Origin of the sequence: Chitinophaga horti, from assembly GCF_022867795.2 — a bacterium.
GTDB classification, from domain to species: Bacteria; Bacteroidota; Bacteroidia; order Chitinophagales; family Chitinophagaceae; genus Chitinophaga; species Chitinophaga horti.
Window position 1 is genome coordinate 3,352,494 of the sequence record NZ_CP107006.1, and the last position, 26,488, is coordinate 3,378,981.

22 protein-coding genes and 1 tRNA gene are annotated in these 26,488 nt (G+C 49.1%); 11 read left to right on the forward strand and 12 right to left on the reverse strand.

The annotated features are described in order from the left end of the window. Positions 1-17 precede the first annotated feature (17 nt). From MKQ68_RS13465 to MKQ68_RS13475, 3 genes are read left to right on the forward strand one after another with little or no spacing between them, the layout of a single operon-like run. The gene (locus tag MKQ68_RS13465) at positions 18-836 is read left to right on the forward strand and encodes a type 1 glutamine amidotransferase (protein WP_264279581.1); all 819 of its coding nucleotides are present in this window, start codon (positions 18-20) and stop codon (positions 834-836) included. A 12-nt stretch (positions 837-848) separates the two neighbouring features. Then, positions 849-2,045 carry a hypothetical protein gene (locus tag MKQ68_RS13470; RefSeq protein ID WP_264279582.1) on the forward strand — a complete coding sequence of 399 codons (1,197 nt, stop codon included), beginning with the start codon at positions 849-851 and terminating at the stop codon, positions 2,043-2,045. Positions 2,046-2,058: 13 nt separating this feature from the next. Next, a complete protein-coding gene (locus MKQ68_RS13475) occupies positions 2,059-2,451 on the forward strand; it encodes a RidA family protein (protein WP_264279583.1) in 393 nt (130 codons plus the stop codon). A gap of 161 nt (positions 2,452-2,612) precedes the next feature. On the opposite strand, the gene MKQ68_RS13480 is transcribed toward MKQ68_RS13475, so the two are convergent. The 4 genes from MKQ68_RS13480 to MKQ68_RS13495 form a co-directional block, all read right to left on the reverse strand. Further along, the gene (locus MKQ68_RS13480; RefSeq protein ID WP_264279584.1) at positions 2,613-2,921 is read right to left on the reverse strand and encodes a rhodanese-like domain-containing protein; all 309 of its coding nucleotides are present in this window, start codon (positions 2,919-2,921) and stop codon (positions 2,613-2,615) included. Between the two features lie 29 nt (positions 2,922-2,950). Further along, on the reverse strand, positions 2,951-3,760 hold the full coding sequence (locus tag MKQ68_RS13485) for a PASTA domain-containing protein (RefSeq protein ID WP_264279585.1): 810 nt from the start codon (positions 3,758-3,760) through the stop codon (positions 2,951-2,953). Positions 3,761-3,834: 74 nt separating this feature from the next. After that, positions 3,835-4,827 carry a D-alanine--D-alanine ligase gene (locus MKQ68_RS13490; protein ID WP_264279586.1) on the reverse strand — a complete coding sequence of 331 codons (993 nt, stop codon included), beginning with the start codon at positions 4,825-4,827 and terminating at the stop codon, positions 3,835-3,837. A gap of 175 nt (positions 4,828-5,002) precedes the next feature. Then, entirely contained in the window at positions 5,003-5,350 is a 348-nt protein-coding gene (locus MKQ68_RS13495) for a 4Fe-4S dicluster domain-containing protein (protein WP_264279587.1), read from the reverse strand. 95 nt (positions 5,351-5,445) lie between these two features. Between MKQ68_RS13495 and MKQ68_RS13500 the strand changes: the two genes are divergently transcribed. Next, entirely contained in the window at positions 5,446-6,456 is a 1,011-nt protein-coding gene (locus MKQ68_RS13500; RefSeq protein ID WP_264279588.1) for an acyl-CoA reductase, read from the forward strand. Positions 6,457-6,693: 237 nt separating this feature from the next. Continuing rightward, the gene (locus tag MKQ68_RS13505) at positions 6,694-8,235 is read left to right on the forward strand and encodes a S1C family serine protease (RefSeq protein ID WP_264279589.1); all 1,542 of its coding nucleotides are present in this window, start codon (positions 6,694-6,696) and stop codon (positions 8,233-8,235) included. 122 nt (positions 8,236-8,357) lie between these two features. Here the strand turns inward: MKQ68_RS13505 and MKQ68_RS13510 are convergent, their stop codons facing one another. The 3 genes from MKQ68_RS13510 to proS all read right to left on the reverse strand — a co-directional run bounded on the left by MKQ68_RS13510 (position 8,358) and on the right by proS (position 13,622). Then, complete coding sequence (locus tag MKQ68_RS13510) at positions 8,358-9,119, reverse strand: LytR/AlgR family response regulator transcription factor (RefSeq protein WP_264279590.1); 762 nt, start codon at positions 9,117-9,119, stop codon at positions 8,358-8,360. Further along, on the reverse strand, positions 9,116-12,052 hold the full coding sequence (locus MKQ68_RS13515; RefSeq protein ID WP_264279591.1) for a sensor histidine kinase: 2,937 nt from the start codon (positions 12,050-12,052) through the stop codon (positions 9,116-9,118). Before MKQ68_RS13515 ends, MKQ68_RS13510 begins: the two co-directional genes overlap by 4 nt. A 91-nt stretch (positions 12,053-12,143) precedes the next feature. Then, complete coding sequence (gene proS, locus MKQ68_RS13520) at positions 12,144-13,622, reverse strand: proline--tRNA ligase (RefSeq protein ID WP_264279592.1); 1,479 nt, start codon at positions 13,620-13,622, stop codon at positions 12,144-12,146. A 325-nt stretch (positions 13,623-13,947) separates the two neighbouring features. Between proS and MKQ68_RS13525 the strand changes: the two genes are divergently transcribed. The 3 genes from MKQ68_RS13525 (at position 13,948) to MKQ68_RS13535 (ending at position 16,675) form a co-directional block, all read left to right on the forward strand. Next, positions 13,948-15,012 carry a hypothetical protein gene (locus MKQ68_RS13525; RefSeq protein ID WP_264279593.1) on the forward strand — a complete coding sequence of 355 codons (1,065 nt, stop codon included), beginning with the start codon at positions 13,948-13,950 and terminating at the stop codon, positions 15,010-15,012. A 92-nt stretch (positions 15,013-15,104) separates the two neighbouring features. Continuing rightward, a complete protein-coding gene (locus tag MKQ68_RS13530; RefSeq protein ID WP_264279594.1) occupies positions 15,105-16,043 on the forward strand; it encodes a porin family protein in 939 nt (312 codons plus the stop codon). A gap of 74 nt (positions 16,044-16,117) precedes the next feature. Further along, positions 16,118-16,675: an outer membrane protein transport protein gene (locus tag MKQ68_RS13535; protein ID WP_264279595.1), complete on the forward strand. Its 558-nt coding sequence runs from the start codon at positions 16,118-16,120 to the stop codon at positions 16,673-16,675. 34 nt (positions 16,676-16,709) lie between these two features. On the opposite strand, the gene miaA is transcribed toward MKQ68_RS13535, so the two are convergent. The 5 genes from miaA to MKQ68_RS13560 all read right to left on the reverse strand — a co-directional run bounded on the left by miaA (position 16,710) and on the right by MKQ68_RS13560 (position 21,498). After that, positions 16,710-17,618, reverse strand: coding sequence for a tRNA (adenosine(37)-N6)-dimethylallyltransferase MiaA (miaA, locus tag MKQ68_RS13540; RefSeq protein WP_264279596.1), 909 nt, complete (start codon positions 17,616-17,618; stop codon positions 16,710-16,712). A 3-nt stretch (positions 17,619-17,621) separates the two neighbouring features. Next, positions 17,622-18,209, reverse strand: coding sequence for an IS1096 element passenger TnpR family protein (locus MKQ68_RS13545; RefSeq protein WP_264279597.1), 588 nt, complete (start codon positions 18,207-18,209; stop codon positions 17,622-17,624). Between the two features lie 242 nt (positions 18,210-18,451). After that, complete coding sequence (locus MKQ68_RS13550; protein ID WP_264279598.1) at positions 18,452-19,762, reverse strand: CCA tRNA nucleotidyltransferase; 1,311 nt, start codon at positions 19,760-19,762, stop codon at positions 18,452-18,454. Between the two features lie 46 nt (positions 19,763-19,808). Then, entirely contained in the window at positions 19,809-20,378 is a 570-nt protein-coding gene (locus tag MKQ68_RS13555) for an L-threonylcarbamoyladenylate synthase (protein ID WP_264279599.1), read from the reverse strand. Continuing rightward, the gene (locus MKQ68_RS13560) at positions 20,353-21,498 is read right to left on the reverse strand and encodes a glycosyltransferase family 4 protein (protein WP_264279600.1); all 1,146 of its coding nucleotides are present in this window, start codon (positions 21,496-21,498) and stop codon (positions 20,353-20,355) included. The genes MKQ68_RS13555 and MKQ68_RS13560 overlap by 26 nt, the downstream gene beginning before the upstream one ends. Positions 21,499-21,609: 111 nt before the next feature. Between MKQ68_RS13560 and MKQ68_RS13565 the strand changes: the two genes are divergently transcribed. From MKQ68_RS13565 to MKQ68_RS13575, 3 genes are all read left to right on the forward strand, one after another. Continuing rightward, complete coding sequence (locus MKQ68_RS13565) at positions 21,610-22,422, forward strand: 2,3,4,5-tetrahydropyridine-2,6-dicarboxylate N-succinyltransferase (protein ID WP_264279601.1); 813 nt, start codon at positions 21,610-21,612, stop codon at positions 22,420-22,422. Positions 22,423-22,539: 117 nt separating this feature from the next. After that, a tRNA-Leu gene (locus MKQ68_RS13570) sits at positions 22,540-22,623 on the forward strand. A gap of 696 nt (positions 22,624-23,319) precedes the next feature. Further along, positions 23,320-26,370 (forward strand): hypothetical protein, encoded by a 3,051-nt coding sequence (locus tag MKQ68_RS13575; protein WP_264279602.1) that lies wholly within the window; start codon positions 23,320-23,322, stop codon positions 26,368-26,370. Positions 26,371-26,488: the final 118 nt, after the last annotated feature.

Below are 26,488 nucleotides of genomic sequence, written 5' to 3' on the forward strand. Positions count from 1 at the left end.
TTTCGTAATTTTGTACCATGCAGAAACAATGGAGAGTAGCTATCCTTGACATGTATGAGGGCGTACCGAACGAGGGTATGCGTTGCATCAGGGATATTGTGCGCCATTACGCAAACGAACACCAGCTGCTATTGCAGATGGACGAGTTCGAGGTGCGGATGGACGGCCAGATGGCAGACCTTTCGTATGACCTGTACATTAGCACTGGCGGTCCGGGCAGCCCGGTAGACAGTGAGGGCAGCGAATGGGAACGAAAGTTTTTTGGATTGATGGGCGACATCGAACAATGGAACGCCACGCAGGAACCTAAGAAGCATGTGTTCCTGATTTGTCACTCCTACCAGATTTACTGTCGCCACCACGGTTTAGGCGAAGTATGTTTACGGAAGTCACCTGCCTTTGGCGTATTCCCGGTACACAAAACAGACGCCGGTAAAAGCGAAGCAGTATTCAGCCAGTTGAACGATCCGTTCTACATTGTAGACAGCCGTAACTGGCAGGTGATCGGCATCAACCAGGATAAGATAAATGCCATGGGCGCTAAAGTGCTGGCCATTGAAAAAGAACGGCCCCACGTACCGCTGGAACGTGCTACCATGGCCATCCGCTTTAACGATTACTGTGTAGGTACCCAGTTTCACCCGGAGGCCGATGCGACCGGTATGCTGAAATACCTTAAAAAAGATCAGAAGAAAACGCAGGTAATAGCCGCGCACGGCGACGAAAAATATTACAGCATGCTCGAGCAGCTGGACGATCCGGACAAGATCCTTTACACGCACGACCATTTGCTGCCGGCCTTTTTTCAACAGGCGGCCACATTGGTGGAGAGCTAAATCCTATACGCTATGGTACCCGCAATCAGACTGAAATACAATAATACTTTTACGGACGGGCAGTACCGGCAGTTCCTGCAACAGCTCGCCGTAAAACAAGGTACCGAAGCGCCCCCGTTCCGCGTAGCCGAAACGCCGGTATTCGTGCCGAAGGCGCTGGGCGATAAATTACTGCAGGCAGGTGAAGATGTGATCAACACCATCCTGCAGCCGGATTTTAAAACGCGTACGGAAAAGTCGATCCCGAAACATTTGCATGTACCCGGCGAGAATGCCCACTCCCACTTCCTGATCGTCGACTTCGGCATTTGCCTGGACGAGAACGGGGAACTCACACCGCGGCTGATAGAACTGCAGGGCTTTCCGAGCCTGTTCGCCTACCAGGAACTGATGGCCCAGGCCTACCGTGACCACTTCTACGTACCGGAAGCTTATCATAATTTCTTTAACGGTTTCGATAGAAACACCTACTTCAATTTCCTGCGGGATATTATCGTCGGTCCGTACGATCCGCAACACGTGATCCTACTGGAAGTGTTACCGCATCAACAAAAAACAAGAGTAGATTTTTACTATACTGGAGAACAGCTGGGCATACCGGTGGTATGTGTAACAGAACTGATCCACGAAGGCAAAAAACTGTTCTACCTGCGGGATGGCGTAAAGACCTCCGTAAAGCGTATATACAACCGCGTTATATTCGAGGACCTGGAACGTTACAAGGAGCAGCTGGGCCCGATGGGGCACCTGTTCCATGAGCTGGACGTGGAGTGGATACCGCATCCTAACTGGTTTTACCGCATCAGCAAGTACACTTTGCCCATGATCAACAGCGCCTATGCGCCCAAGTCGTGGTTCCTGCACGAGCTGCCTGTATTACCCAAAGACCTCGACCAGTACGTACTTAAACCCCTGTTCTCCTTTGCCGGCAGTGGGGTGAAGATAGACGTAACCCCGGCGGACATAGACGCCGTGAAAGACCCGGAGAACTGGATCTTACAACAGAAAGTACATTACGCCCCCGTGGTGCAAACGCCGGAAGGGAACGCTATTTGCGAGATCCGCTTGATGTATGGCTGGCCCGAAGGCGCGGCCCGTCCCGTATTAATGCACAACCTGGCCAGGCTTAGCAAAGGCCGGATGATCGGCGTTGGCTTTAACGACGGGCAAACCTGGGTAGGCGGCAGCTGCGCATTTTTTGAACCATAAATACCCCACATATATGCAAAGAGTAAACATCAGCACCGGCGCGGTATGGGAAAGCAAAGTAGGCTACTCCCGCGCGGTAAGGATAGGCAACCTGGTAGAAGTTTCGGGCACCGTATCGGCCGATGGTGATAAAATTATTGGAGAAGGTGACGCGTACGAGCAAACGAAACATGCCCTGGCCAAGATAGAAGCCGCCCTTATTAAAGCCGGCGCCACGCTGCACGACGTGGTACGTACACGTATGTTCGTTACCGATATATCTTTATGGGAAGATATTGGCCGCGCCCACGCAGAGTTTTTTGGGGCTATTCGTCCCGCTACGACCATGGTAGAAGTGAATAAACTCATCGACCCACGTTTATTGATCGAGATAGAAGCCACGGCGGTAATGGCTCCCGGACATTAAGTGAGCGTATCTGCCATGAACTTACCTCGTGTTACGTTGTTTGCAGGATTGACCGGCCAGGGAAGCGGCCAGTATAATGAAAGCAATATGTTTCACAGGTAGTTGTTGAAGGAACGAAGTATAAAAAAACAGCCGGGCGTTTGGCCCGGCTGCAAGTAATATTAAGCGCCGAATTTTTCCTGCCAGGCCAGCATACCACCTGTAAGGTTTTTGATATTGCTGAAGCCCATTGTTTCGAGGACCATGGCCGCCTGTCCGCTACGGTTGCCGCTGCGGCAGTAAACGATCACTTCTTCGTCTTTCAGGTTGTCGATCGAATCGGTTTGCATAGAGCGGATGTCGCCCAGTGGCAGGTGGGTACCGCCAATGTTGAACTCCTCACGTTCGTGTGGTTCGCGAACATCTACCATGTTTACCTGCTCGCCCTTATCCAGCCTGCTTTTCAGTTCTTCGGGTGTGATATTTTCCATGTTATACGTTTTTAAGATAGGCAACGAAGTTACTCATTTTCCGGCACCACCGTATTTTCTGCCGGTGCAGGCGGTGTAGCACTCAATACCAGGTCGATCACCTCGCCCGCCCTGATCAGGTTACGATCGCCAAACTCATTACGCGCCGACGGTGTTTGTTTGATCACGTAAGCGTTTGATGTATCCGCCACTGGTCCGTCCATGAACATGGTACCCAATACGAGGTTCGTACCGGAGAGTACCGCTTTGGCCTCGATAAACGTGAGACCGATCAGCTCAGGTACCGGGTTTTCTACGTTGCCGGTGCCGCTGCTCAGTACCAGCGAGATGTTGCTTCCTTCAGGCACCATATCCCCCGGTTTTACCGGTTTGCCGTCCAATAATTGCTCCAATACGGTGTTGGCCGCGAAGTCAGGACGATACACTGTATCTCCCACATTCAGCCTGCGGCTTCTCAAGTTCATTTCCGCACTGCGGAAAGTCAGGCCTTCGAGGTCGGGCATTGCCACCATGGGCGGAACGATCTTTCTCACCGTCAGGTACACCGTACGCCCTACTTTCACGACATCACCGCGCTCCGGTGTTTGCTCCCAAACCGTGAGGGCGGGGATAGAATCGATATACACAGAATCCCTTACATCTACTTCAAAACCGGCATCTTCGAGGGCGGCGGTTGCATCTTCTATACTTTTACCCCGCACATCCGGCACCTGTAATGTATCACCATGGCGGGTAATGACACCCAGCGACATAAAGAAGATCACTGCCAGCAGCAGGACCAGTCCAATGGCGACCAGCAGGTTAAACCAGAAAGGCTTTTTCGTAATTTTTTCGAACACGTTTTTTATGTTTTTAGCCGGACAATGCTTCGTGCATTTCCGTTATTAGTTGGCCATCAGGCGATAAGGAAATCCTATTTTTTACGCAAACATTCTTCAATTAACATGCCGTAAAACTCCTGCAAGGTTTTGCCGGCAGCCCTTACCTGTTGCGGCACCAAACTGTTTTCTGACTGTCCGGGCATGGTATTTACTTCGAGGAAATACAGGTTCGCGGTATTATCTTCCAGGATGAAGTCGACACGCACAATGCCACGGCAGTTCAGCCGGTCGTACAACGCTGCCGCCGTCTTCCTTATTTTCTCAGCTGCTTCCTCCGGGATAGGCGCTGGCGTAATTTCTTCCGATACACCCGGTGTATACTTGGCCTCATAATCGAAAAACTCTTTGCTGCTACGGATCTCCGTGAGTGGCAGGATCGTGAGTTCACCGTTCACCTTATACAGTCCGCAGGTTACCTCGCGGCCTTTAATAAATTCTTCGATCAGCACCTGGCTGTCTTCTTTAAACGCTTTAGTGATCGCTGCTTCCAGCTCGCCCGTCTCGTTCACCTTAGACATACCGATGCTGCTGCCTCCTTCGGAAGGCTTCACGAATACCGGTAAACGCAGTCTGGACAAAATAGCTTTGGTATCGTACGTCTGGTCGCGGAAGATATGTTCCGATTTGGATACGTTTACTACGTTATAGGCGGCTACCACCTTGTTGCAATAGCTCTTATTGAAGGTGATGGCGGAAGTCACCATGCCGCAGCTCGTATAGGGGATGCCCAGCATTTCGAAGTAGCCCTGCAGGCGCCCGTCTTCACCCGGCGTGCCGTGTATACCAATAAACACCGCATCGAAGTTGATCTTCTGGCCATTGACCGTGAGGGAGAAGTCGTTTTTATCGATCTGCACCGCTTTTCCATCGGCACCCGTGTAGGCCCAGCCTTCGCGGGTCACCACGATCTTGTACACGTTGTACAGGTTAGCGTCGATATGTTTCTCAATAACGGCCGCGCTTTGCACGGATATTACGTATTCCCCGGAATAACCTCCGGCAACGAGGGCTATATTTTTCTTCATATGAATGACCAGTAAGTCAGCAAAAATAAAATTATCAACTTTAAAAGTTGCAAGTAAAATGATTAAAAATAAAAATAATAATAATTTGAACTGCCTGCGTGGCGAAGGTCGGCATTTCCGCATAAAAAAGCCCGGTTCAACCGAACCGGGCCTCTTATCGAAGAAATTTTCCTTATTATACGTGCAGTTTGTCCTTCTTTGCCATCAGTTCATCCACTGTTTCCTGGTACATTTCGTCAGGTACGCAGCAGTCTACCGGGCATACCGCGGCGCACTGGGGCTCTTCGTGGAAGCCCTGGCACTCGGTACATTTATTAGGAACAATATAGTAAGTATCAACACTCATGGGGGCATTACGCTGATCGGCGTCCATTGTGGAGCCATCCATCAGTGAAAAGCTGCCTTTAACAGTTGTTCCGTCAGCCAGAGCCCATTCTACCCCTCCTTCGTAAATTGCATTATTGGGGCACTCCGGCTCACAGGCGCCACAATTGATGCACTCGTCGGTTATCTTGATTGCCATGTTATAAACTTTTTGTTTAAGTAGTAAGCCATTAATTTTGCAAAACAAAAATAGAACATCTGGAATTTAAAAAATCAATTTATTTCTACCCATTCATGGATATATCGCAAAAAATAGCTGCACTGGTACGTTTAGGGCAATATTTGGACCCGGCTGACAAAGCGGGTAAAGACGAGCTGGAGGCCGTAAAGCAGCGGGCATTCGAGCAGAACGGCTGGTTTACACCGGAATTTATAGACCTGGCGCTGGCGAACATCTCGCGCTATTACCTGGATGGCAACGCCCTGCGCACCTGGCTGGATCAATACCCTAACGCCGGATCGCCTGCTACCGTAAAGGAAGTGGGCATCGTAGCGGCCGGTAATATTCCCCTGGTGGGCTTTCACGACTGGCTGTGCGGCTTCTTGAGCGGGCACAAGGTACGGTTGAAACTCTCCGGCAAGGACGAAGTGCTGATGAAACACATCCTGGCCAAGCTGGCCGAGTGGTACCCGGAAACGGCGGCGCTCACCTCCGTGGAAGAGATGCTGAAGAACTGCGATGCGTATATTGCGACGGGCAGCAACAATTCCGCCCGGTATTTCCATTACTATTTCGCCAAATACCCGCATATTATCCGTAAGAACCGCACTTCTACGGCTGTACTCACCGGTACAGAAACGGAGGAGGAGCTGGAGGCGCTGGCAGCGGATGTGATGGTTTACTTCGGCCTGGGATGCCGGAACGTGACGAAGGTGTACGTACCCGAAAACTACAATTTCGAGCCGCTGTTACAGGCGTTGCGGAAGTACGAGCATCTGATCGACCACAATAAGTATAAAAACAACTACGACTATAATCTCGCTTTGTTACTCCTGAACAACAACTACTACATGAGTAGTGGCAGCTTACTGATGCAGGAAAACCCGTCCCTGTTTTCGCCGCTGAGCGTGTTGCATTATGAATTTTATACGGACATACTCGCCCTGCATGCTGAACTTCGGGCCAATGACGAGGTACAGTGCATCGTAGGCCGCGGTGGGGTCGCGTTCGGGGCCGCACAGCAGCCATCACTCAGCGATTATGCCGATGGGGTTGACACGATGGCATTTTTAACGGGGTTGTAACTAACAAAATTTCAGGTTATTTGTTATTCTGACAGGCACTGCTAAAATTTTGGCAGTGCCTGTTCCGTTTTTATTTAAATGACTTTAACGATTGATATAAAAATGTGTTAAAGTGATTCTCTCTCTGCATTATAGATTAAACGCGGCCATTAAATTTGTATCAAAGGCATACTAATTGATCTATCAACACGAAAGCAAAAACGAAAATTCGATAACAATTTTTAAACCCTTAGAAATATGAAATTTCGACAAATTGCGGCAACCATTTTACTTAGTTCTGCCACTGCTTTTGCCAGCATATTTGTTTACAACAAATATTTACAGGACAAGCCGGGCATGTTCCAGAACGGATCGGACGATATTCCGGTGAACTACGCTAAATATACCAGCATGCCGGGCACGGCAGGCGCTAACGCTGCACCTACTGATTTTCAGCAGGCGGCCAAGGTCGCCTCTCCCGGTGTAGTGCACATCAAAACAAAGATCAACCCACGGAAAGTGAGCAATAACCTGGAGCGCCGTAAAAGCCCGCTGCAGGACCTGTTCGGTGGTGAAGACGACTTCTGGGATGAGTTCCTGGGCAACCGCGGAGGACGCCAGTATTATATTCCCGGCCAGATGGCTTCCGGTTCCGGTGTATTGATCTCTGACGATGGGTATATCGTAACGAATAACCACGTGGTAGATGGTGCCGACGAAGTGAGTGTAACACTTGCCAACAACAAAACCTTCCCTGCCAAGATCGTAGGTATCGATCCTAATACCGACCTGGCAGTGATCAAGATCGAAGCGACGAACCTCCCCTACCTCCTGTACGGTAACTCCGACGAGGTGAATGTAGGTCAGTGGGTACTGGCGATCGGTTACCCGTTGAACCTGGATGCGACCGTTACCGCTGGTATCGTGAGCGCCAAAGCACGTAGCATTGGTATTAACAGGCAGAACAGCCGCCGTGCGATCGAGTCTTTCATCCAGACGGATGCGGCCGTGAACCAGGGTAATAGTGGTGGTGCATTGATCAACACCGCGGGTGAACTGATCGGTATTAATGCTGCTATCGCCTCTCCTACCGGTGCGTACGCAGGTTATTCTTACGCCATCCCCGTGAACCTGGTGAAGAAGGTGGTAAATGACCTGTTGAAATATGGTAACGTACAACGTGCCTACCTCGGTATCAACTATAGTGACCCATCAGTCATGACCGAAAGGGAAAGGCAGGAACTGGGTGTGAGTCCGGACTTTAACGGTGTGGCCGTAGCCGCGGTTCCCGAAATAGGCGCAGCTTACAAGGCTGGTATTAAACGTGGTGATATCATTACAGGTATCAATGGCGTACCTACACCTACTGCTGCCGAAATGATGGAACAGGTGGCCCGTTACAAACCCGGTGACAAAATCACCATCAGCTACCTGCGTGACAACAAGGCTTATACCGTTAGCACCACGCTGAAAAATGCGGCCGGTACTACCGACATCGTAAAAGCAGACGTACTTGACTATCTCGGTGCAGACCTTGAACCCATCCGCAGTGAAGCTGCCCGTGAGGTAGGTATAGATGGCGGCGTACAGGTAATCGGCATCACCACCGGTATCCTGAAAAAGCAGACCACCATGAAGCCAGGCTTCGTCATCCTGAAAGCAGGCGATACGAAAGTAACGAGCCTCGAAAGCCTGAAAAAGGCACTGGAAAAGAATCCAAGCACCCAACTGGTAGGCTTCTACCCTCGTATGGGCGGCGGACTGGTGTACTATAACATCAAGATGACTGAAGACTTTTAGTAACGTTTTTCATATAGGTTTTATAGGTTAGGAACGAAAAGCCCCGGCGATGGCCGGGGCTTTTCTATTGGACAAAAAAAAGCCGGCATCACTGCCGGCTTCCTTAATAATATAGCCGCATCCTATAAGTTGATCACCCCTTTCAGCTGGGTAAAGAACTCGTCCTTTTTGCGGGAGGAGATCGGAATGTTTTTCTGGTCACTCATGATAACGGCGGTACCCAGGCCTTTGATGATTTTCACGATGTGGTGAATATTGATCAGGAAGGATTTGTGTACGCGGTAAAAACCTTTGTCGGACAGCATCTCTTCATACTCCTTGAGAGACTTGGAGATGAGGTGCGAAGCATTGTTGATCAGCTGTATTTTGGTGTAGCTGTCGAACGCTTCGCAATAAATGATATCTTTCAGATCTATTACGTTATACCCGTCGTTTACCGGGATTACGATCTTAGAGAAGGCGTTATCGTTGTTTTTTACGTAGTCTTTAAGGATGGATGCCAGTTCGTTCAGGCGGCCTTTTTTGCTCTTCTTCACTTTTTCGAGCGCATCTTCCACCTCGCTTACCTTGATAGGTTTAAGCAGGTAATCCAAAGCGGCAAATTTAATGGCCTGAAGCGCATATTCCTGGAAAGCGGTAATGAAGATGACTTCAAAATTCAGTACAGGGAACATTTCCAGCAGCTGAAACCCGTTGTGGGGAGGCATTTCGATATCAAGAAAAAGCACATCGATAGGATTCTCCTTGATCATTTCAGCGGCATCATGGATATTTTGCGCTTCGCCGATAACTTTTACGTCTTTGCAATAATTCTCCAGAATATTCCGGAGGATATGTATGTTGCGGACTTCATCGTCAACGATGGCAGCTTTTATAATACTCATAGCATCTTTACAATGGGAATCCGGACCACCACCAGGGTACCTTCCCCGGAGCCTGACCCAGACTTAAATTTATCAATAATTTCTAGTTTTCCAATGCTTCCATTAAAAGATTTAATGATCTGCAGTCTTTCTTTGATTACGCTGATAGCGGTGGATTCGTGCTTTACCAACTTATTGCTTTTTAACGCATTAGACTGTTCCCAGCCGATGCCGTCGTCATCTACCGCGCAGTAGAGCAAGTCGTTTTCAAGCTTCATTTTCACTATAAGCCGCCCGCTCCCGTTTTTAGGAGCAAGTCCGTGTTTAATGGCATTTTCGAGAATTGGCTGAATCAGCATCGGCGGTATATATATGGTATACTCCTTTAGCTCCTCCTCTATTTCAAACTGGTACACGAATGAGCTGGCGAACCTGATCTTTTCCAATTCCAGGTACCTGGTGAGGAATGCGATTTCATCTTCCAGCGAAATAAACGACTTCCGTGAGTTGTTCAGCATCTGGCGCATCAGGGTGGCAAAATCTGCCAGGAAATTGAGCGCTTGTTTCTCTTCTCTCTCCAGTATAAGATGCTGTACTGAATTTAACGAATTGAAAATAAAATGCGGATTCATTTGGTTGGTTAAGGCCTTGGCCTCCAGTTCGGCAATCCGCCGGTTATACTCGGTTTTTCGTTTCTCAGCCGCTTTTATCCGCCGCACAATAAAACGCAATATAATTAAAATTCCCAATACTCCCAGTAGCACCAGTATGCCCCTGGCCCACCATTGCTGGTACCAGCGCGGCATAATATCCATCGTAAGTGCCAGCGCCGGCCCCCAGTCGCTCCTATATTTACGTGCCCGTATCAGCAACTGATAGTGCCCGGGCTGCAAGTCCGGGAAGGGAATAATGTTCGACTTGGTAGTCACCCAGCTGAGGGTGTCGCCAGACAAGTTATATTGATACTCGACCAGGTCGGGCAGATCGTACGCAATAGCACCGAATTCCACCTCGAATGCACCTTTGCTTTCGTAGAGATGGGTGAATTGCGCCTTCGGTAGATAAGAACTGTCGCCGTACCGGATCGCATTCATGTAAATCGTCGGCGGAATGGTATCCATCGGGATGTTGTCTGCATTGAAGTAACACAAACCGTTAGAGGTAGCGATCAGCAAAGTATCCCCATCAGAATGAATATCACGGATATCGTCGGACATGAGGCCGTCGGTGGACGTAATATTCCGCAGCAGCGACTGCGACTTCGTGTCGATCACCGATACACCTCGGTTGGTCGCTACATACAGGCGGCCGTGGCCGTCGTAATATAGCTGCTGGCAAATATCGCTCGCCAGGTTTTCGCGGGAGGTGAATTGTTTTTGTACTTTATTATCGCGCACCATGTATATACCCTGGTCACTGGTGCCCACCCACAGGTCGCCGTTAATCCACTCCAGGTCCTTAATGCTTTGCTTCAGTCGCATATCCCCGCTGTTAGCGAGTTCGGGCGCTACCGATTCGGAACCATAGTAAAGTCCGTTGTTCGTGCCGATGTAATAAGAGGTATCCGTAGGACAACTTACCGCCATCGCCAGTACATCCAGCGGCACCGTTTTTTGTTCCCCGTTTCCCAATGTGACCAGTTTTTTATCTGCCGCCACTCTTATCTTTCCCGAGGGCGTTACCTTGATATCTTTGATCATACGGATAGCCTGCAACAAACGTACCCGCTGGCTGAGGCGGTCGAGCAGAAATATATTATTATCCGTACCGACGAGCATGTCCTTCTGCTTGTAAGGCGAGATGTACAACACACTGTTTCGGCCGCCTGTCGAGTCGAGACTGAACTGGCGCACACGCCCGAGGGTATCTACCCGGCTGAGCATGCCACCGTTCTGGCCCACATAAAGGCTGCCATCCTGCTTGTCCTTACGCACGCTAAATACAGAGTGCGACATCAACCCATTCGTATTATCAAGATAGCTGAAGTAGAAGTTTTTGTAGGGAATATGATACACTCCATCCCCATACGTGGTGATCCAGATATTGCCGTCGCGGTCGTTCAGGATAGATGTGATGAAGTGATTGTTCAATAAACGGCTTGCCTTTTTAGCGCCTTTAAAGAAATCCTTGATGAAATACAGCGCGCGCGGCGTACCTATCCAAAGGTTGTCACGGTCGAGGCAGATACTGCTGATTTCTTCATTGATGCCAAAATCGCGGCCATTGAAGAAAGGCACCACGTCCTTTTTGGTGTAAGAGAACGCCATGTTCTTATACGTCAGCACGGCGCGCTGGCGGATGCGTTCGATGAAACCGATCTCGTTCAGGCCATATGGAACGGTGGTATATACCGTTTCCGTTTTGTCTTTCAGGTCCTGCAACGAGTTCAACCTGAAAAATGCCTGTAGCGGCCGGAACGTACTGTCATTCTTCAGGAAGAAGAACTTATCCGTAGGAAACGTTTTCCATTTATCGTAAACCGCGGTGCGGCCGTTGTAGAACACAACGCGGCCTCCCCCGTTCAGGAAGTACAATCCCTGAGCGCGGTCTTCGAAAACATTTTCAAGTTCTGATAAGCCGTTATTTCCCAGGCGAAGCGTGGAGTCGTTTTCGGCGTTATGTACGAAGTGATTGCCGAAAAATGACAGCTTGCCATTATAACTAAAGAACCAGACCCGGTTGCGCGAATCTGCCGCCAGTTTTATTACGTCATTATCTGTGAGTCCGTCCTTTTTGGTATAGTTACGAAAACGTTTACCGTCAAATTTGCTCACACCGGTGGGCGTAGCAAACCAGATGAAGCCGTCCCGGTCCTGGGCGGCTGCATACACGGTAGCATTTGCCAGTCCGTCTTTTACGTTGTAATTACGGATAAACAGGCCCTGTCCATGTGAAGAAAGGGCCAGCAGCAGGCATACGGGCAACCACCTCGCGATATACTGTATAGATGGCATCAGCTAAATTTAACTCTTTATCCTGATATTAAGTTAGCGACTTATATCTTCTAAGTTATTTCCCAACGAGGTGTATCGGTTAATAGTGTGTTTAGTAAGCTCTTGCGAAAAGTACGCGCTCTTTCGACGGTTTGCCTGTCAATATACAAACACCCTCTTCCTGTGGATTATCCAAAGGAATACAACGGATGGTCGCTTTTGTACGTTCCTTGATTGCTTCTTCCGTTTCGGCAGTGCCATCCCAATGGGCAGATATGAAGCCGCCTTTTTCGTCGAGCAGTTTTTCGAACTCTTCGAAGCTGTTGGCCGGTGTGATGTTTGCCTGCTGGAAAGCTTTCGCCTTGTCGAACATACCCTGCTGGATCTCGTCGAGCATGGTTACGATCGTACCTGCCAGTCCATCCAGGGAAAGACTTGCTTTCTCTTTTGTATCGCGGCGGGCCACTTCGGCTACGTTATTTTCCAGGTCGCGGGCGCCGATCGCAACGCGAACGGGTACACCTTTCATTTCGTACTCGGCAAACTTCCATCCCGGACGGGCATTATCGTTGTCGTCGTATTTTACACGGATACCTGCTTTTTTCAGTTCGGCTACGATTACACTGATCTTTTCGTCGAGGGAGGCTTTTTGATCAGCTCCTTTGTATATAGGTACGATTACCACCTGCAACGGGGCTATTCTCGGAGGCAATATCAATCCATCGTCGTCGCTGTGCGCCATTACCAGGGCTCCTATCAGGCGGGTTGATACGCCCCAGGAAGTCGCCCACACATAATCGAGTTTGTTCTCCTTGTTGGAAAATTTAACGTCGAATGCTTTAGCAAAATTCTGGCCAAGAAAGTGTGAAGTACCTGCCTGAAGGGCTTTACCGTCCTGCATAAGCGCCTCAATGCAGTAAGTATCAACAGCACCGGCGAAACGTTCCGAAGGAGATTTTACCCCTTTGATCACTGGAACAGCCATATAATTCTCTACGAAATCGGCATAAACTTCCAGCATCTGTTTGGTTTCAGCTACCGCCTCTTCCGAGGTGGCGTGTGCGGTATGCCCCTCCTGCCAGAGGAACTCGGCGGTACGGAGGAACAGGCGCGTACGCATTTCCCAACGTACAACGTTGGCCCACTGGTTAATGAGGATCGGCAGGTCGCGGTAAGATTGGATCCAGCCTTTGTAAGTATTCCAGATGATGGCTTCGCTGGTAGGACGGACCACGAGTTCTTCCTCCAGTTTCGCTTCCGGGTCGACCATAAGGGCGCCTTTTTTATCCGGGTTGGTTTTCAGACGATAGTGAGTCACTACGGCGCATTCTTTGGCGAAGCCTTCGGCGTTCTGCTCTTCCGCCTCGAACAGGCTTTTGGGCACGAACAGCGGGAAATAAGCGTTCTGGTGGCCGGTTTCCTTAAACTTGCGGTCCAGCACATCCCTCATGTTCTCCCACAATGCAAAGCCATAGGGCTTAATCACCATGCAACCCCTCACGGCAGAATAATCCGCCAGCTGGCCTTTGAGGACCAGGTCGTTATACCATTGGGAATAGTCTTGTGAGCGGGCTGTGATCTCTTTACTCATATCGTTTTTCTTTTAACCTTTAGTCATGTTTAAAATTGCATAAGCCTATGAATGTCAGCTAATTAAAATAATTCGAAACCATCCATCCCGGAATTTAACTGTAACATAACAGCCAGTCTGACCGTTTATGTTATTGGCTTACTTTTTGTTTCATTATAATATGAAACAAACGCAAACATAATACGAAATCGGCAAATGCTCAATTGGTTTGCGAAGATAATAAAACCGGATTGGGCGTTGGCATGTTTGGGCGACAAAATTGCATGTTTCAACGGGAATTTCGCGTAAAAATGATTAAATTTGATATAAATAAAATACACTCAAGATGATGAAACCTATGACATACAGTGCGGCAGTGGCGATGCTCATTTTGAGCAGTTGTTCTTCCGCATACAAGACAGCGCAGACGCCGGATGACGTGTATTATTCTCCATCCAAACCTGTGTACGCCAGCAATACGCAAAGGCAGGCATCTTCGCAGGCTGTTGACCAGGATTCTGAACGTTACGTTACTTATGATGATAATGGCCGTAGTACGGACACTTACGTGACTTATGAGGATGAGGATGAAGAAAAGTACGACTACGCACGCCGTCTCGACCGCTTTAACAGGCCTTATTCCGGTAGCTACTGGGATAACTATTACTACGACGACTTCTACTTTGGCGGACCAAGCCTCTATTCCGGTATGTACAGCCCTTATTTCGGCAGAGCCGGTTGGGGCATGTCTATGGGCTTAGGCTGGGGTGGCGGTTTTAACAACTGGTACTCTCCTTACAGCGCCTGGGGCTGGGGTTCTCCGTACAATCACTTCTATTATGGCATGCCGGCCTACAGCTATTGGGGCGGTGGTTATGGTGGATGGTACGGCGGTGGTTCACCGTGGTTCGGTTCACCGTGGTACGGCGGGTTTTATCCCGGTGGTGTTCATGGTGGCGGTGGCAGCTACAGACCAAGACCTGCGAATGCATGGAGCCCACGTGGTTCTACGTCTTCACCTGTTTACGGCAACAGCCGCGGACGTTTATCCAACGGAAGCGGTAGTGGTAACTACAATGGCGCCGCTCCTGTAAGAACTTTTGACAGGACGCGTACAGGTGGTAACACTGGCGGCAGGGTTGCGGCACCAAATACAGGTGATCGTGGCAATGCAGGCGTTCCCCGCAGAACATTCGACAGATCTGGTTCAGAACGTCCGGTGACTGCTCCGTCAAGGCCAGCAAACAACCAGCCTACACGTAGCTTCGACCGTTCCAGCTCGAACAATAACAGTCAGCCGTCTTATAACCCTCCACCATCAAGGTCCAGCTCACCGTCTTACACTCCAAGTAACAGCGGTTCCAATTCAGGTAGCAATAGCGCTCCTGTAAGGTCTGGACGCAGAGGCTAGTCACAATATTGAAATACCCCGGGCCGTTACTAACCCGGGGTATTTTATACCAGCCTATTTTTGCCGTTCCATTTTAAAATACTGTTTACAAGATGAATAAAAGAATCACAGGTCTTTTAGTAGCCCTTTGTGTATCCGGTCAGTTAATGGCGCAGGATGAAGCAGATGCGCTACGTTACAGCCGCACCGTTTCGGGCGGTACAGCACGCACCCAGGCCATTGGCGGAGCGATGGGCTCTCTCGGTGGCGATTACTCTGCAGCACATATGAACCCGGCAGGTCTGGGCTTTTTCAGAACGAATGAGTTCGTGATCACGCCAGGATTTTATTTCCGTAATAACGAATATACTTACCGCGGTTTCAAGGGAGACGACAGCAAGTCAGGCGCCGCGCTGCCTAATGCAGGTCTGGTGTTTGGCATGCCGACTAACAACCCGAATTCCAAATGGAAGAACGTAACCCTGTCACTGGGTTTCAACCGTACGGCGAACTTCAACAACCGTCGTTATGTGGATGGCGACAACTTCGATCATTCGCTGACAGAGAAGTACCTGGAGGACCTGATTAATAGCGGAACCACTTCTATATCTGCCGCTACGAACAACTTTCCGCTTGGCGCGAGCCTGGCTTTCAATACGTTCCTTATTGATACGATTGCCGGCGCGGGTGGACAGATTGACGGTTTTCGCAGTAATGTATTTCCGAGCTATGGCCTTCGCCAGATCGATGAGATCGAGGAGAAAGGTGGTACCGATGAATTTGCGATCGGTTTTGCCGGCAACTATTCCGACAAGTTATATGTGGGCGTAAGCCTGAATGTGCCGAGCATTCACTATGAGCGCAACCGCACGTACACGGAAGGCGACATCTCCAACGACTCTCCGGATAATGATCCCGGGTTTTACTACTGGACATTGACCGACCGTGTTAAAACAGATGCGGTAGGCTTCAATGCTAAATTGGGCTTGATTTACAGCCCCAATGGCGCGTTCCGCCTGGGTGCTGCGTTTCACCTACCTGGTACAACCTGAAAGACGCATCTACAGCAGAAATATTTATCGACTCTGAAACTTATGATCCGAATGGTGATGGTACGCAACGTTTCATGAACACCACCGACCTTACCGACGGCTACCCGGTTGAATACGAATACAACCTCCGTACACCCTGGAAAGGTATGGTGAGTGCCTCTTACATCATCGGCGCCAATTCTTCGGATGTAAAGCAGCAACATGGTTTTATTACGGCTGATGCGGAATATGTGAACTATGCCGCGATGAAGTATAAGTTTAACAAAGGCAGCCAGTCCGACCGTGACTATGCCAATGCACTGAACAACTCCATCGACCAGATGTATAAAGGTGCATTGAACGTGCGTGTGGGTGGTGAGCTGAAATTTAACGTATTCGCGGCGAGAGCAGGTTTTGCGTACTACAGCAGCCCTTACGAAGATTCCAACATGGACGGCTCTAACATGAAACTGAGCGGTGGTGTGGGTTACCGCAACCGTGGCTTCTTCATCGATCTTACTTACGTACACACGATCGCCAAAGATACCTACTATCCATTCCGTTTGCAGGACGATGGTGGCGTACCCGTTACAGCAGCGCAGGGCAACCTGACAGGCGGTAACATCCTGGCCTCCGTGGGCTTCAAATTCTAAAAGGATTCAATCGAGAAATAATGCAGAAGGCCGGTCACTGACCGGCTTTTTGTTTTAGTACCCATTGCAGCACCTCCTCCCCTTTGCGGGCGTCGAACCAGGTGGTGGCGGGGTCTTTACGGAACCAGGTGAGCTGGCGTTTGGCGTACTGGCGCGTGTGCACCTTAATATTTTCAGCCGTTTGTGCGAGTGTAGCGTTGCCGTCGAGGTAGTCGAACACCTCGGTGTAACCAACCGTTTGCAGGGCGTTGTGTTTGCGGTAATCCATTACACTTTTCACCTCTTCTACCAGGCCGTCGGCGATCATCATGTCCACCCGGCGATTGATATTTGCGTGCAATTCTTCTTTGGGTAAAGTCACCCCTATCTTAATGATCCGGAAGTTGCGCTGTTGCGGCGTAGCAGTACGATACACCATGATCGACTGTCCCGTGGCTTCCAGCACTTCGAGCGCGCGCATGAGGCGGGCAGGATTTTGCGTTTCGGCTACCGCGTAGAAAGCGGGGTCGCGTTGCTGCAATGTTTCCTGCAGCCAGGTGAGGCCATTTTGTTCATAGCCTGCCCGCACAGCATCCCGCACCTGCGGCGGAATAGCTGGGATTACATCCATGCCCTCGCAGAAGGCGCGGACATACAACCCCGTGCCACCGCACATGATGGCCGTATCGTTCCCTTTAAAAATATTAGAAGCATATTGCAGGGCCAGTTGCTCGAACGTGGCTGCATTCACCTCTTCGCGGATGGAGTGGGAATTGATAAAATAATGCGGCACGGCCATCAGTTCCGCAGGGGAAGGTTTGGCCGTGCCTATAGAAATTTCTTTATAACACTGTCGGGAGTCTGCGGAGATGACCGCTGTTTGAAAGTGTTGTGCGAGCTTTATGGCGAGTGCGGTTTTGCCCGCTGCCGTAGGGCCCGTGATGATGATAACGGTTTTGCTCATCGGCTAGAAGTAGTTCTCCTCGCTGCCGCCTTCGTCGCTGCCGCCTTCGTCTTCGCGTTCTGTTTCTTCCCCGTCCTCTCCTTCTTCGCCAAAGCCGTCTTCGGACGTGCTGCCTTCGCGGTTCAGGTCATACTTTTCTTCCATCTCTACGAGTTTATCGCCGATGAGGCCTTTGGTACCGTACTGGCTTGGCGCAAGGCCTTCCTTACGTACACAGGCAGGGTATTGTACTTTAATGCTTTCTTCTTTGGATACGCCGATCAGTTCTACCATGAACGTCCAGTTCTTGGCGAAGTCGTATACGTAAATAAACTTCTGGTTAGGATCTTTTACTGCTGCAGCGATCTTGGTTTCGTGCATCAGCAAAGGTTCTGCCTTACGTGGCTGATCATCTTTTTCGAGAATGATTTCGCGGCCACGCTGCCAGTTATCGTTGCTGCGATGAAAAGTGGCTTTGTGTTTGGAGTCAAACTCATATGCCTTCAAGATGGCTTCATGAAACGCTAAAAAAGACTGATCAGGCTTGATAGCAATATCTCTGTACACACTTTCGTCTTCCTCCCAGTAAACTCTGAATTTCAAAACCGGCATATATAACAGTTAAGGTTTGCAAAATATGGCTGATGATAAACGGTAACCAGCGATGAATTTAAATCAATTTGTTATAACCTGAAAATTACGGACAACCCTTAATTGGTCAAAATTAACACTTTATTTGACAGGTATCAAGTTCAGTTCCCTGGCCTTTTGCAGCATAAACTGGTAGGCAGCATCGTGGCTATTCTCAATTTCGCCGTCCAGGATTGCCTCACGGATGGCGGTTTTAAGATCACCTACCGCCTTGCAGGGGGTAATCCGAAGGTTTCCATGATCATCTCTCCGGTAACGGGCGGCTGCCAGTTGCGGATGCGATCTTTCTCTTCTACCTCCTTCAAACGTTCGCGCACCAGTTCGAAATTCTCGAGGTAGCGCTTCACTTTTGCTTTGTTCTTGGAAGTGATATCCGCCTCGCACAGCATCATCAGCGACTCAATATCATCGCCTGCATCGAACAGAAGGCGACGTATAGCCGAATCGGTTATATTTTCCTTGGTGAGCGATATGGGGCGTAGGTGAAGTTCTACCAACTTCCGTACCAGCTTCATCTTTTCGTTAAGCGGAAGCTTCAGGCGTGTGAAAATACGGGGTACCATTTTTCCACCTACTGCGTCGTGACCATGGAACGTCCAGCCATGGCCATCTTCGAAGCGTTTGGTAGCCGGCTTGCCAATGTCGTGTAAAAGGGCGGCCCAGCGTAACCAAAGATCGTCTGTGTTACGGCAAATATTGTCGATCACCTGTAAGGTGTGGTAAAAATTATCTTTATGTCCTTTGCCGTCCATGGTTTCCACACCTACCAGGTCCGTCATCTGCGGGAAAATGATCTTGAGCAGGTTGGATTTATAGAGCAGGTCCAGCCCCACGGAGGGCTTGGGCGACAGCAGAATTTTATTCAGCTCGTCGGTAATACGCTCCTGCGAAACGATTTTGATGCGTTCTGCATTTTTGCGGATGGCTTCAAAAGTTTCGGGCAGGATAGTAAAATGCAGTTGCGAGGCGAAACGAATCGCCCGCATCATCCGTAAGGGATCATCGCTAAAAGTGCGGGAAGGCTCCAGCGGCGTGCGAATCAGCTTCTTGCCCAGGTCTTCCTGTCCACCGAAAGGGTCGATCAGTTTACCGTAATCCTGTTCATTCAGGCTGATAGCCAGTGCATTAATGGTAAAATCCCGGCGGTCCTGGTCATCTTCGAGCGTACCGGTTTCCACGGCAGGTTTGCGGGAATCGGAGCGATAGCTTTCGCGGCGGGCGCCTACGAACTCAACCTCCACATCCTGCCAGCGGATTTGCGCTGTACCAAAGTTTTTGAAGAAAGCCACGTGAATGTTGGGGCCGAGCAATTCCGCGGTGCGATGCGCCAGCGCGATGCCGTCTCCAACACAAACAATATCAACATCTTTCGTTTTACGTCCTAATATCTTATCCCTCACAAATCCACCAATCAGGTAGCAGGGCACGCCGAGCGACTTAGCCGCTTGTGCAATGCGCTCGAACAGCTGTCCTTCCGCGGGTGTAAAGGGAATGTCCATATGCCTGAAATTCATATCCAAGGCGCAAATGTAAATGAATTAAGTCAAGAAAAGGAATCGCCTAAGGCCTTATTACCTCCATTTCGCCGGAGGGCAACAGCCTTACGATGCGCGAAGCCTGGGCCGCAGCCGCTTCCTCCCGGCGGTATAGCACCGCATAATCCACGCCATTTATGATCCGGGGCGACACGGCGCTGAAATTTGCCGGCGAAGGTTCCCCACTGATATTTGCAGACGTGGAAACCAATGGTTTACGTAGTCTTTTTACCAGGTGCCGGCAAAAATCTTCCTTCACGATACGGATGGCTACGCTGCCATCCTCGTTAATGACATTGTCTGCCAAGCCGAGCGCGCCCTGGTAAATCACCGTGGTGGGCCGGTCGAAGCCAGCGATAATATCTGCGATATCCGGAGGCGTGTGGGCCACATATTTGAGCAAGTCGCGCACGTCGGCCAGGAGAATGACCAGGCTCTTTTTTTCATCGCGGTCCTTGAGTTTAAACACTTTTGCCACAGCCGCCGCGTCGGTGGCATCGCAGCCTATCCCCCAGATCGTATCAGTTGGATAGAGAATGGTGCCGCCATTGCGGAGCGCTTCCAGGCTGTTAACGATGTCCTGTTCGAAGTTCATGTTGATAAATTTCCATTACTACTTCCGCCGTTTTTTGAGCGGTAAATTGTTGTGCATGGTCGAGCCCCTTCAGGCGCATACTGTTGACCAGGGCTGTATCGCCCGCTACCCTTTCCATCGCATGCGCGATACTCTCGGGCCGAAGCGGATCGATGTAGAGCGCAGCCTCGCCGCCCGTTTCATGAAAGCAGGAACCCTGCGAAGTGATTACCGGCGTCTGGCTCCAGAGCGCTTCCAGGATGGGGATGCCGAATCCCTCGAAAACAGAAGGATATATGAGTCCTGCGGCCCCCTGATAAAGGGCGGGCAGGTCGTGGTAAGCGAAGCTGGCCATCTCGTTAAGAAAGAAAACCTTTTGCCCCAGCCCATGCTCACTCACATATTCCTTTACCTTCTTTTTATATCCTGAGCCATCGCCTAACACCACCAGCGGCAGCGACGCGCCGTTGAGGAGAGACATAGCTTTTACAATGCCCAGGAGATTTTTTCGCTCTATAATAGAACCCACGTACAGGAAATATTCCTTTGGCAGGTTATACTTATCCAACATTACGTTGATATGTGCTTTCGGGTGTTCGATCGCAAAAGCCGGATCACACGCCTGGTAGGCAACGGAGATCTTTTCCGGCGGTGTTTGATAATAATGCACCAGGTCATCCTTCGTCTGCTGACTGATCGCAACTACCCTGTCGGCCTTTTCGCAGGCGTATTTCGCCTTTTTGCGGTAGGTGTATACATCGATGGGATTGTACTGCTCCGGGTAGCGCTCAAAGATCAGGTCGTGCATGGTAACGATGCTTTTCACCCCTGTTTTATGGATGCCGAAAGGAAGTTCGTGACTAAGGCCGTGAAAAATATCCAGCTTATGACGCGAAAGTTCGCCGGAAATAAAACGGCTGCGCCAGGCCGAACGAAACAGCTTATGCAAAGCCTGCTGCGGCTGTACCGTGTGCATATTGGAATAAGCGCCGGCGGCAAACATGCCGGTGATTTTAGGAGCGAACAGGTAATATTGATGTTCCGGGTGAAAAGTAGCAAGGGAATGGATGAGCGTCCGGCTATAATTGCCGAGCCCTGTTTTGTTCTGATAAGCCCTTTTGGCGTCGAAACCGATATTCAAGCGTAGGATACTTTGATGAAACGCCAAAAGTAACAGGAAAAATCGGCAATCCGGCCCATCTCTACATTTTTCGCTTTCTTCTTTTATTTTTGCGGAAAAATTATCAATCCGATGGAATTACAGCAACAGATATTAGCGGCTTGGAACGACCGGGCGCTTTTGCAGCAAACCCAGTACTCCGATGCAGTAAGGGCAGTGATTGAAAGTGTGGACAAAGGTAAACTGAGAGTAGCAGAGCCAACCGCAGATGGATGGCAAGTGAACGAGTGGGTAAAACAGGCCATCCTGATGTACTTTTCCATTCAGTCTATGGAGACTATGAGCCTGCCTCCTTTCGAGTTTTATGATAAAATGAAACTGAAAACCAATTACGCGGAACTCGGCGTTCGTGTAGTACCTCACGCGGTTGCACGTTACGGCGCATTTATCGCAAAAGGCGCTATTCTTATGCCTTCTTATGTGAACATTGGTGCTTATGTGGACGAGGGTACCATGGTGGATACCTGGGCGACCGTAGGTTCCTGCGCGCAGATCGGTAAGAACGTACACCTGAGCGGTGGCGTAGGTATCGGCGGCGTACTCGAGCCCCTGCAGGCCAGCCCCGTAATCATTGAAGACGGTGTGTTCGTAGGTTCGCGTTGCATCGTAGTAGAAGGCGTACACGTAGAGAAAGAAGCCGTACTCGGTGCAAACGTGGTACTGACAAAATCTACTAAGATCATCGACGTAACAGGTGCAGAGCCTGTTGAATTTAAGGGTCGTGTACCAGCGCGCAGCGTGGTGATTCCTGGTTCTTACACCAAGAAATTCCCTGCGGGTGAATACCAGGTGCCTTGCGCGTTGATTATTGGTCAGCGTAAAGCATCTACCGATTTGAAGACGAGTTTGAATGATACGTTGCGTGAGTTCAACGTGGCTGTTTAATTTTACTTGGTGGCCCTGCTTTGGCGGGGCTGCTCTTTTTTTGTTCCTGTTTTGAAAAAAAATTTGGAAATAAATTAAGGTTGCTTACCTTTGCAATCCCTTAACACGGAACAAGATGCCCAGATGGCGAAATTGGTAGACGCACTGTGTTCAGGTCGCAGCGCCGGCAACGGTGTGCTGGTTCGAATCCAGTTCTGGGCACCTGAAAGAAAGGTCGGAGTTTTACTCCGGCCTTTTTCTTTTTTACGTTTAGGAAACGCACTACATATTGGAAGGATAATCCGTCTTTTTAGTCACGAGCGTATTACATCCGACAACGAGGGAATAACTGTAAAAATTCGTTACAACAAAATGCCTTTGGGGCTGAAATTTTTGATGGGTCTGTTGTTTTTTAGTGACAGGTATATTCCAGTTCCTTTCACTTAGGTAAATCTTCTCCCACGGCTACGTTTTCTATACTTCTCAGTTAAGGCGTTGATCAGTCCATCCAACGATAACAAAAACATCGCGTAAAAAAATCTTGCTACTCTAATTTACGCTTATTATTTTCGCCTTGTTATTCACCTGGAATGGCCGTTAATCTGATACCTGTACCGTGACCCGTAATTGAATCCGCAAAGACGCAGATCGCTAACATCCGCCAGTAACATTATTAACCTATTAGTGCAAACCCGATGTGGCAAGTGGTGCACCTATGCGATTTTTTTATTGACGAATGTTCGCTCAGTCGTGTATGGCCATCTCTTTACCGCTTCAATTAACCAGTTAAACACCTGTTGGCCGGTTATTCGCCGCTTTGGACGAGACTAAGCATATAAATTCGCTGCCATAGCAGGGCGGACGCTCCCTGTATGCGGCTCTGGAACATTAAAATCCCTGTAAGAAAAAGTATTAACTATGAAGAAACGCATTATACGTAGGATCATCATCATCCTAACCTTGTTTGCTAGCTGTAACCTCTCGGTCCGAGCCCAAACGAACTATATTCCACCCGCACCGCAGGTGTCCTTCGCAGCCCCTGAGCAGTCCGCGATTGCTAAATTTATCAATTACCCGGTGAGTTACAATGCCGGGCTTCCCAATGTGTCCATACCCATATATGAGATTAACACCGGCGAGCTTGTGCTGCCAATTTATCTGAGCTACCACGCCTCTGGTGTAAAAGTATCCGAGTACGGTGGGTGGGCCGGTATTGGCTGGACGTTGAATATCAATCCGTCGATTTCGAAAAGCATTAATGGGTTCGATGATGATATGGGATACTTAGCGAACACTAACTTTGGAAAAGTATTTACGGATGTTCACTATAAAAAAGACATCATCAACGGTGAAAAGTGGACGGATGAAACGCCGGACGATTTTTACTATAAGTTGCTGAAAAAGAGCGGTCGGTTTACCTATAGGAAGGATTGTAGTAACTGTACCAGTTATGGGATTGAAACATTTCCTTTCGAGCCAATTACTATAAGTCGCGCCGGCAGTCAGTTTAACATAACCGATGAAGACGGCACACTATACAAGTTTGGTGGCGTCTCCAGCGGACCTGCATACGATCAGGATGCCAACAGCCTTCATATTGTGACCTTTAAGGCACGCGAAATTATCTCGCCTTCCAAAGGCGATACGATCAGGTTTTCCTATGAGCAAAACCAATTCCCAACTGCTGTGTCCTCCGGTGCACATAATGACTTCATCACACTAGAAGATAAGACTACGGAAACAGCTTTAGTAGTTACTACAGGATGTTCCCCCCAGGACTATAATAAGTTTACGCCTGCTATTGCAGAAAATACATTGGCGGCATTGCAGTCTCGATACATCTGGGGGTATCAGCAAAACGGTTCCTTCAGCGTGCAAACTTGCCCGCCGGGTGTGGGTGCAGGGGCTCCGGGCAGTTCTATCAGGGAGTCGCGGCTAACTACTATTCAGTTCAGGGGAGGACGTATTGAAGTTATCGGAGCGTCCGGTAAACTCAGCAAAATAAGAGTGTTTAACAGTCATAACGTTTTGCTAAGGGAGATTGAATTTGTACTCAACAGGAGGACTGAGCGGGAATACCTGGACGCTTTGCGTTTCAAGGATGCTAGCGGTAACATTATTGAAAACTACACATTCAATTACTATGGCACCGCAATTCACCCTCTCTCTGCCTCGTATGATCACTGGGGGTATAACAATGCTGGTGTAAATCCGATTTCGTCTGGTTCGAGCGCAGTCCCCTTCTTTTCAACACTCGCATATCCGAAACCAGATGTGGCCTGGACGCCGCCTTCCGTTTCACTTAACCTCGGATACGCAAATAAAGCATCCGATGAATCCAGTGCGTGGCAAGGAACTTTGTCGAGCATCAAGTTCCCCACTGGGGGACAAACCTACTTCGATTATGAGCTAAATAAATATGTAGATGACATATCTGGCTTGCTAATGAATGCAGGAGGACTCAGGATCAGAGAAATCAGAGAATACGAAGCCCCGGGCAGGCTAGCGTTACATCGGGTTTTTAAATATGGGAAAAATGAATCAGGAGGCGGAGTCATCAAACATATACCAGTGATTGATGACTACCGTACAGACCAAACCAAGTTATACTATCATGCTAATGGCTCCATCAACTATTTTAGCCGCCGCTTCCAAACGTGGCGTTCTAACCTGCCTTATGATCCTTTCTTTGCTGGGGGGGCGAGTGTTTTGTATGATGAAGTAACGGAGTACATAACAAGTTACGGTGATGTAAACGTGAACACTGGTAAAACTGTTTATGAATACAATGTGACGGAAGACTTAAAAAATCGTAGGATAAAACTCGATCCTGGAAGCTCTGTATACATCGATTTTAAGAATGACTCATGGCTGTATGGGCAATTGATTGGCACAAAGAAGTATGCAAACGACGGCGGCATTTACAGGTTGATCACCCTCGATACGCTCATTTACAACCGTAAAACCTTTGCAAACCGCGCCGTGATGGGTGCTAAATGGGCGCCATCTACCATATCCATGCTTACGGCAGGTCAAAATGCTTACCCAATCGATGCCTGGATTCATAATGTCGGCATGTGGGGTTATAGTTATGATGATGTTCCGGGTTACACGTACCTTGAGAAGGAGTTGCACCGTGAGGTGACTACAGCCGGGGATTTGATGTCTACTAAAGAATATTTCTATAATAATGACGAATTACCGCGTCCCAGTAAAGTACTAGAGGTCAACAGCAAAAACGATACAGTGATCACGCATGTAACATACCCGGGCGACTACGGGCCTGGTCTGATGGGTGCCATGGTCGGACAAAACTTTGTCGGCGTTCCTGTAGAACAGTACCGGGAAGTGCTGAAAGGCGGTATTGGCAATGTTACAGATGGAAAACTGAATCAATTCGTTTATGGCTCTAATCATGGGGCCGGCGGCTTCTTGCTGGAAAAGCAGCATTCCTGGGCAAACGTTGCTCCGGTACCCGAATCATCATTTACGCCGTTTGATGGGTTTCAGGGATTCGATTCACGCTACTCGGAGGATATAGAGTTTTCCGCATACACATCGAGCGGCAGGATACAGGAATATAAGACGAAGGATGGTGTTGTTATTGTGATCCTTTGGGGCTACCACGGGCGGTATCCGGTGGCCAAAATTGCCGGAGCGGACCATATGTCGGTGCTAAATGCCCTCACTAACCTTCAAGCGCAGATCAATAGCAGCACTAGCGTACCGAATAACGATGCCAACGTACGCACCCTGTTGAATGTAATACGAACGCACTTCGCTACCAATCCCACCATACAAGTTTCTACTTACACCTACATTCCGCTTGTAGGCGTTACTAGCGAAACAAACCCTGCTGGTAAAATCACATATTATGAATATGACAGTTATGCAAGGCTGAAAGTAGTTAAAGACCAGGACGGCAATATTCTAAAGCAATACGATTATCAATATCAGGTTAACCCATAAAATATCCCGACCATGAAAAGTACTTATAATTTCGTTTGCCGATGCCTTCCGCTTCTCATTGGGGGTATGGTTGTCTTTACCAATGTTATCGCGCAGGAAATACCCGATAATATTCTAC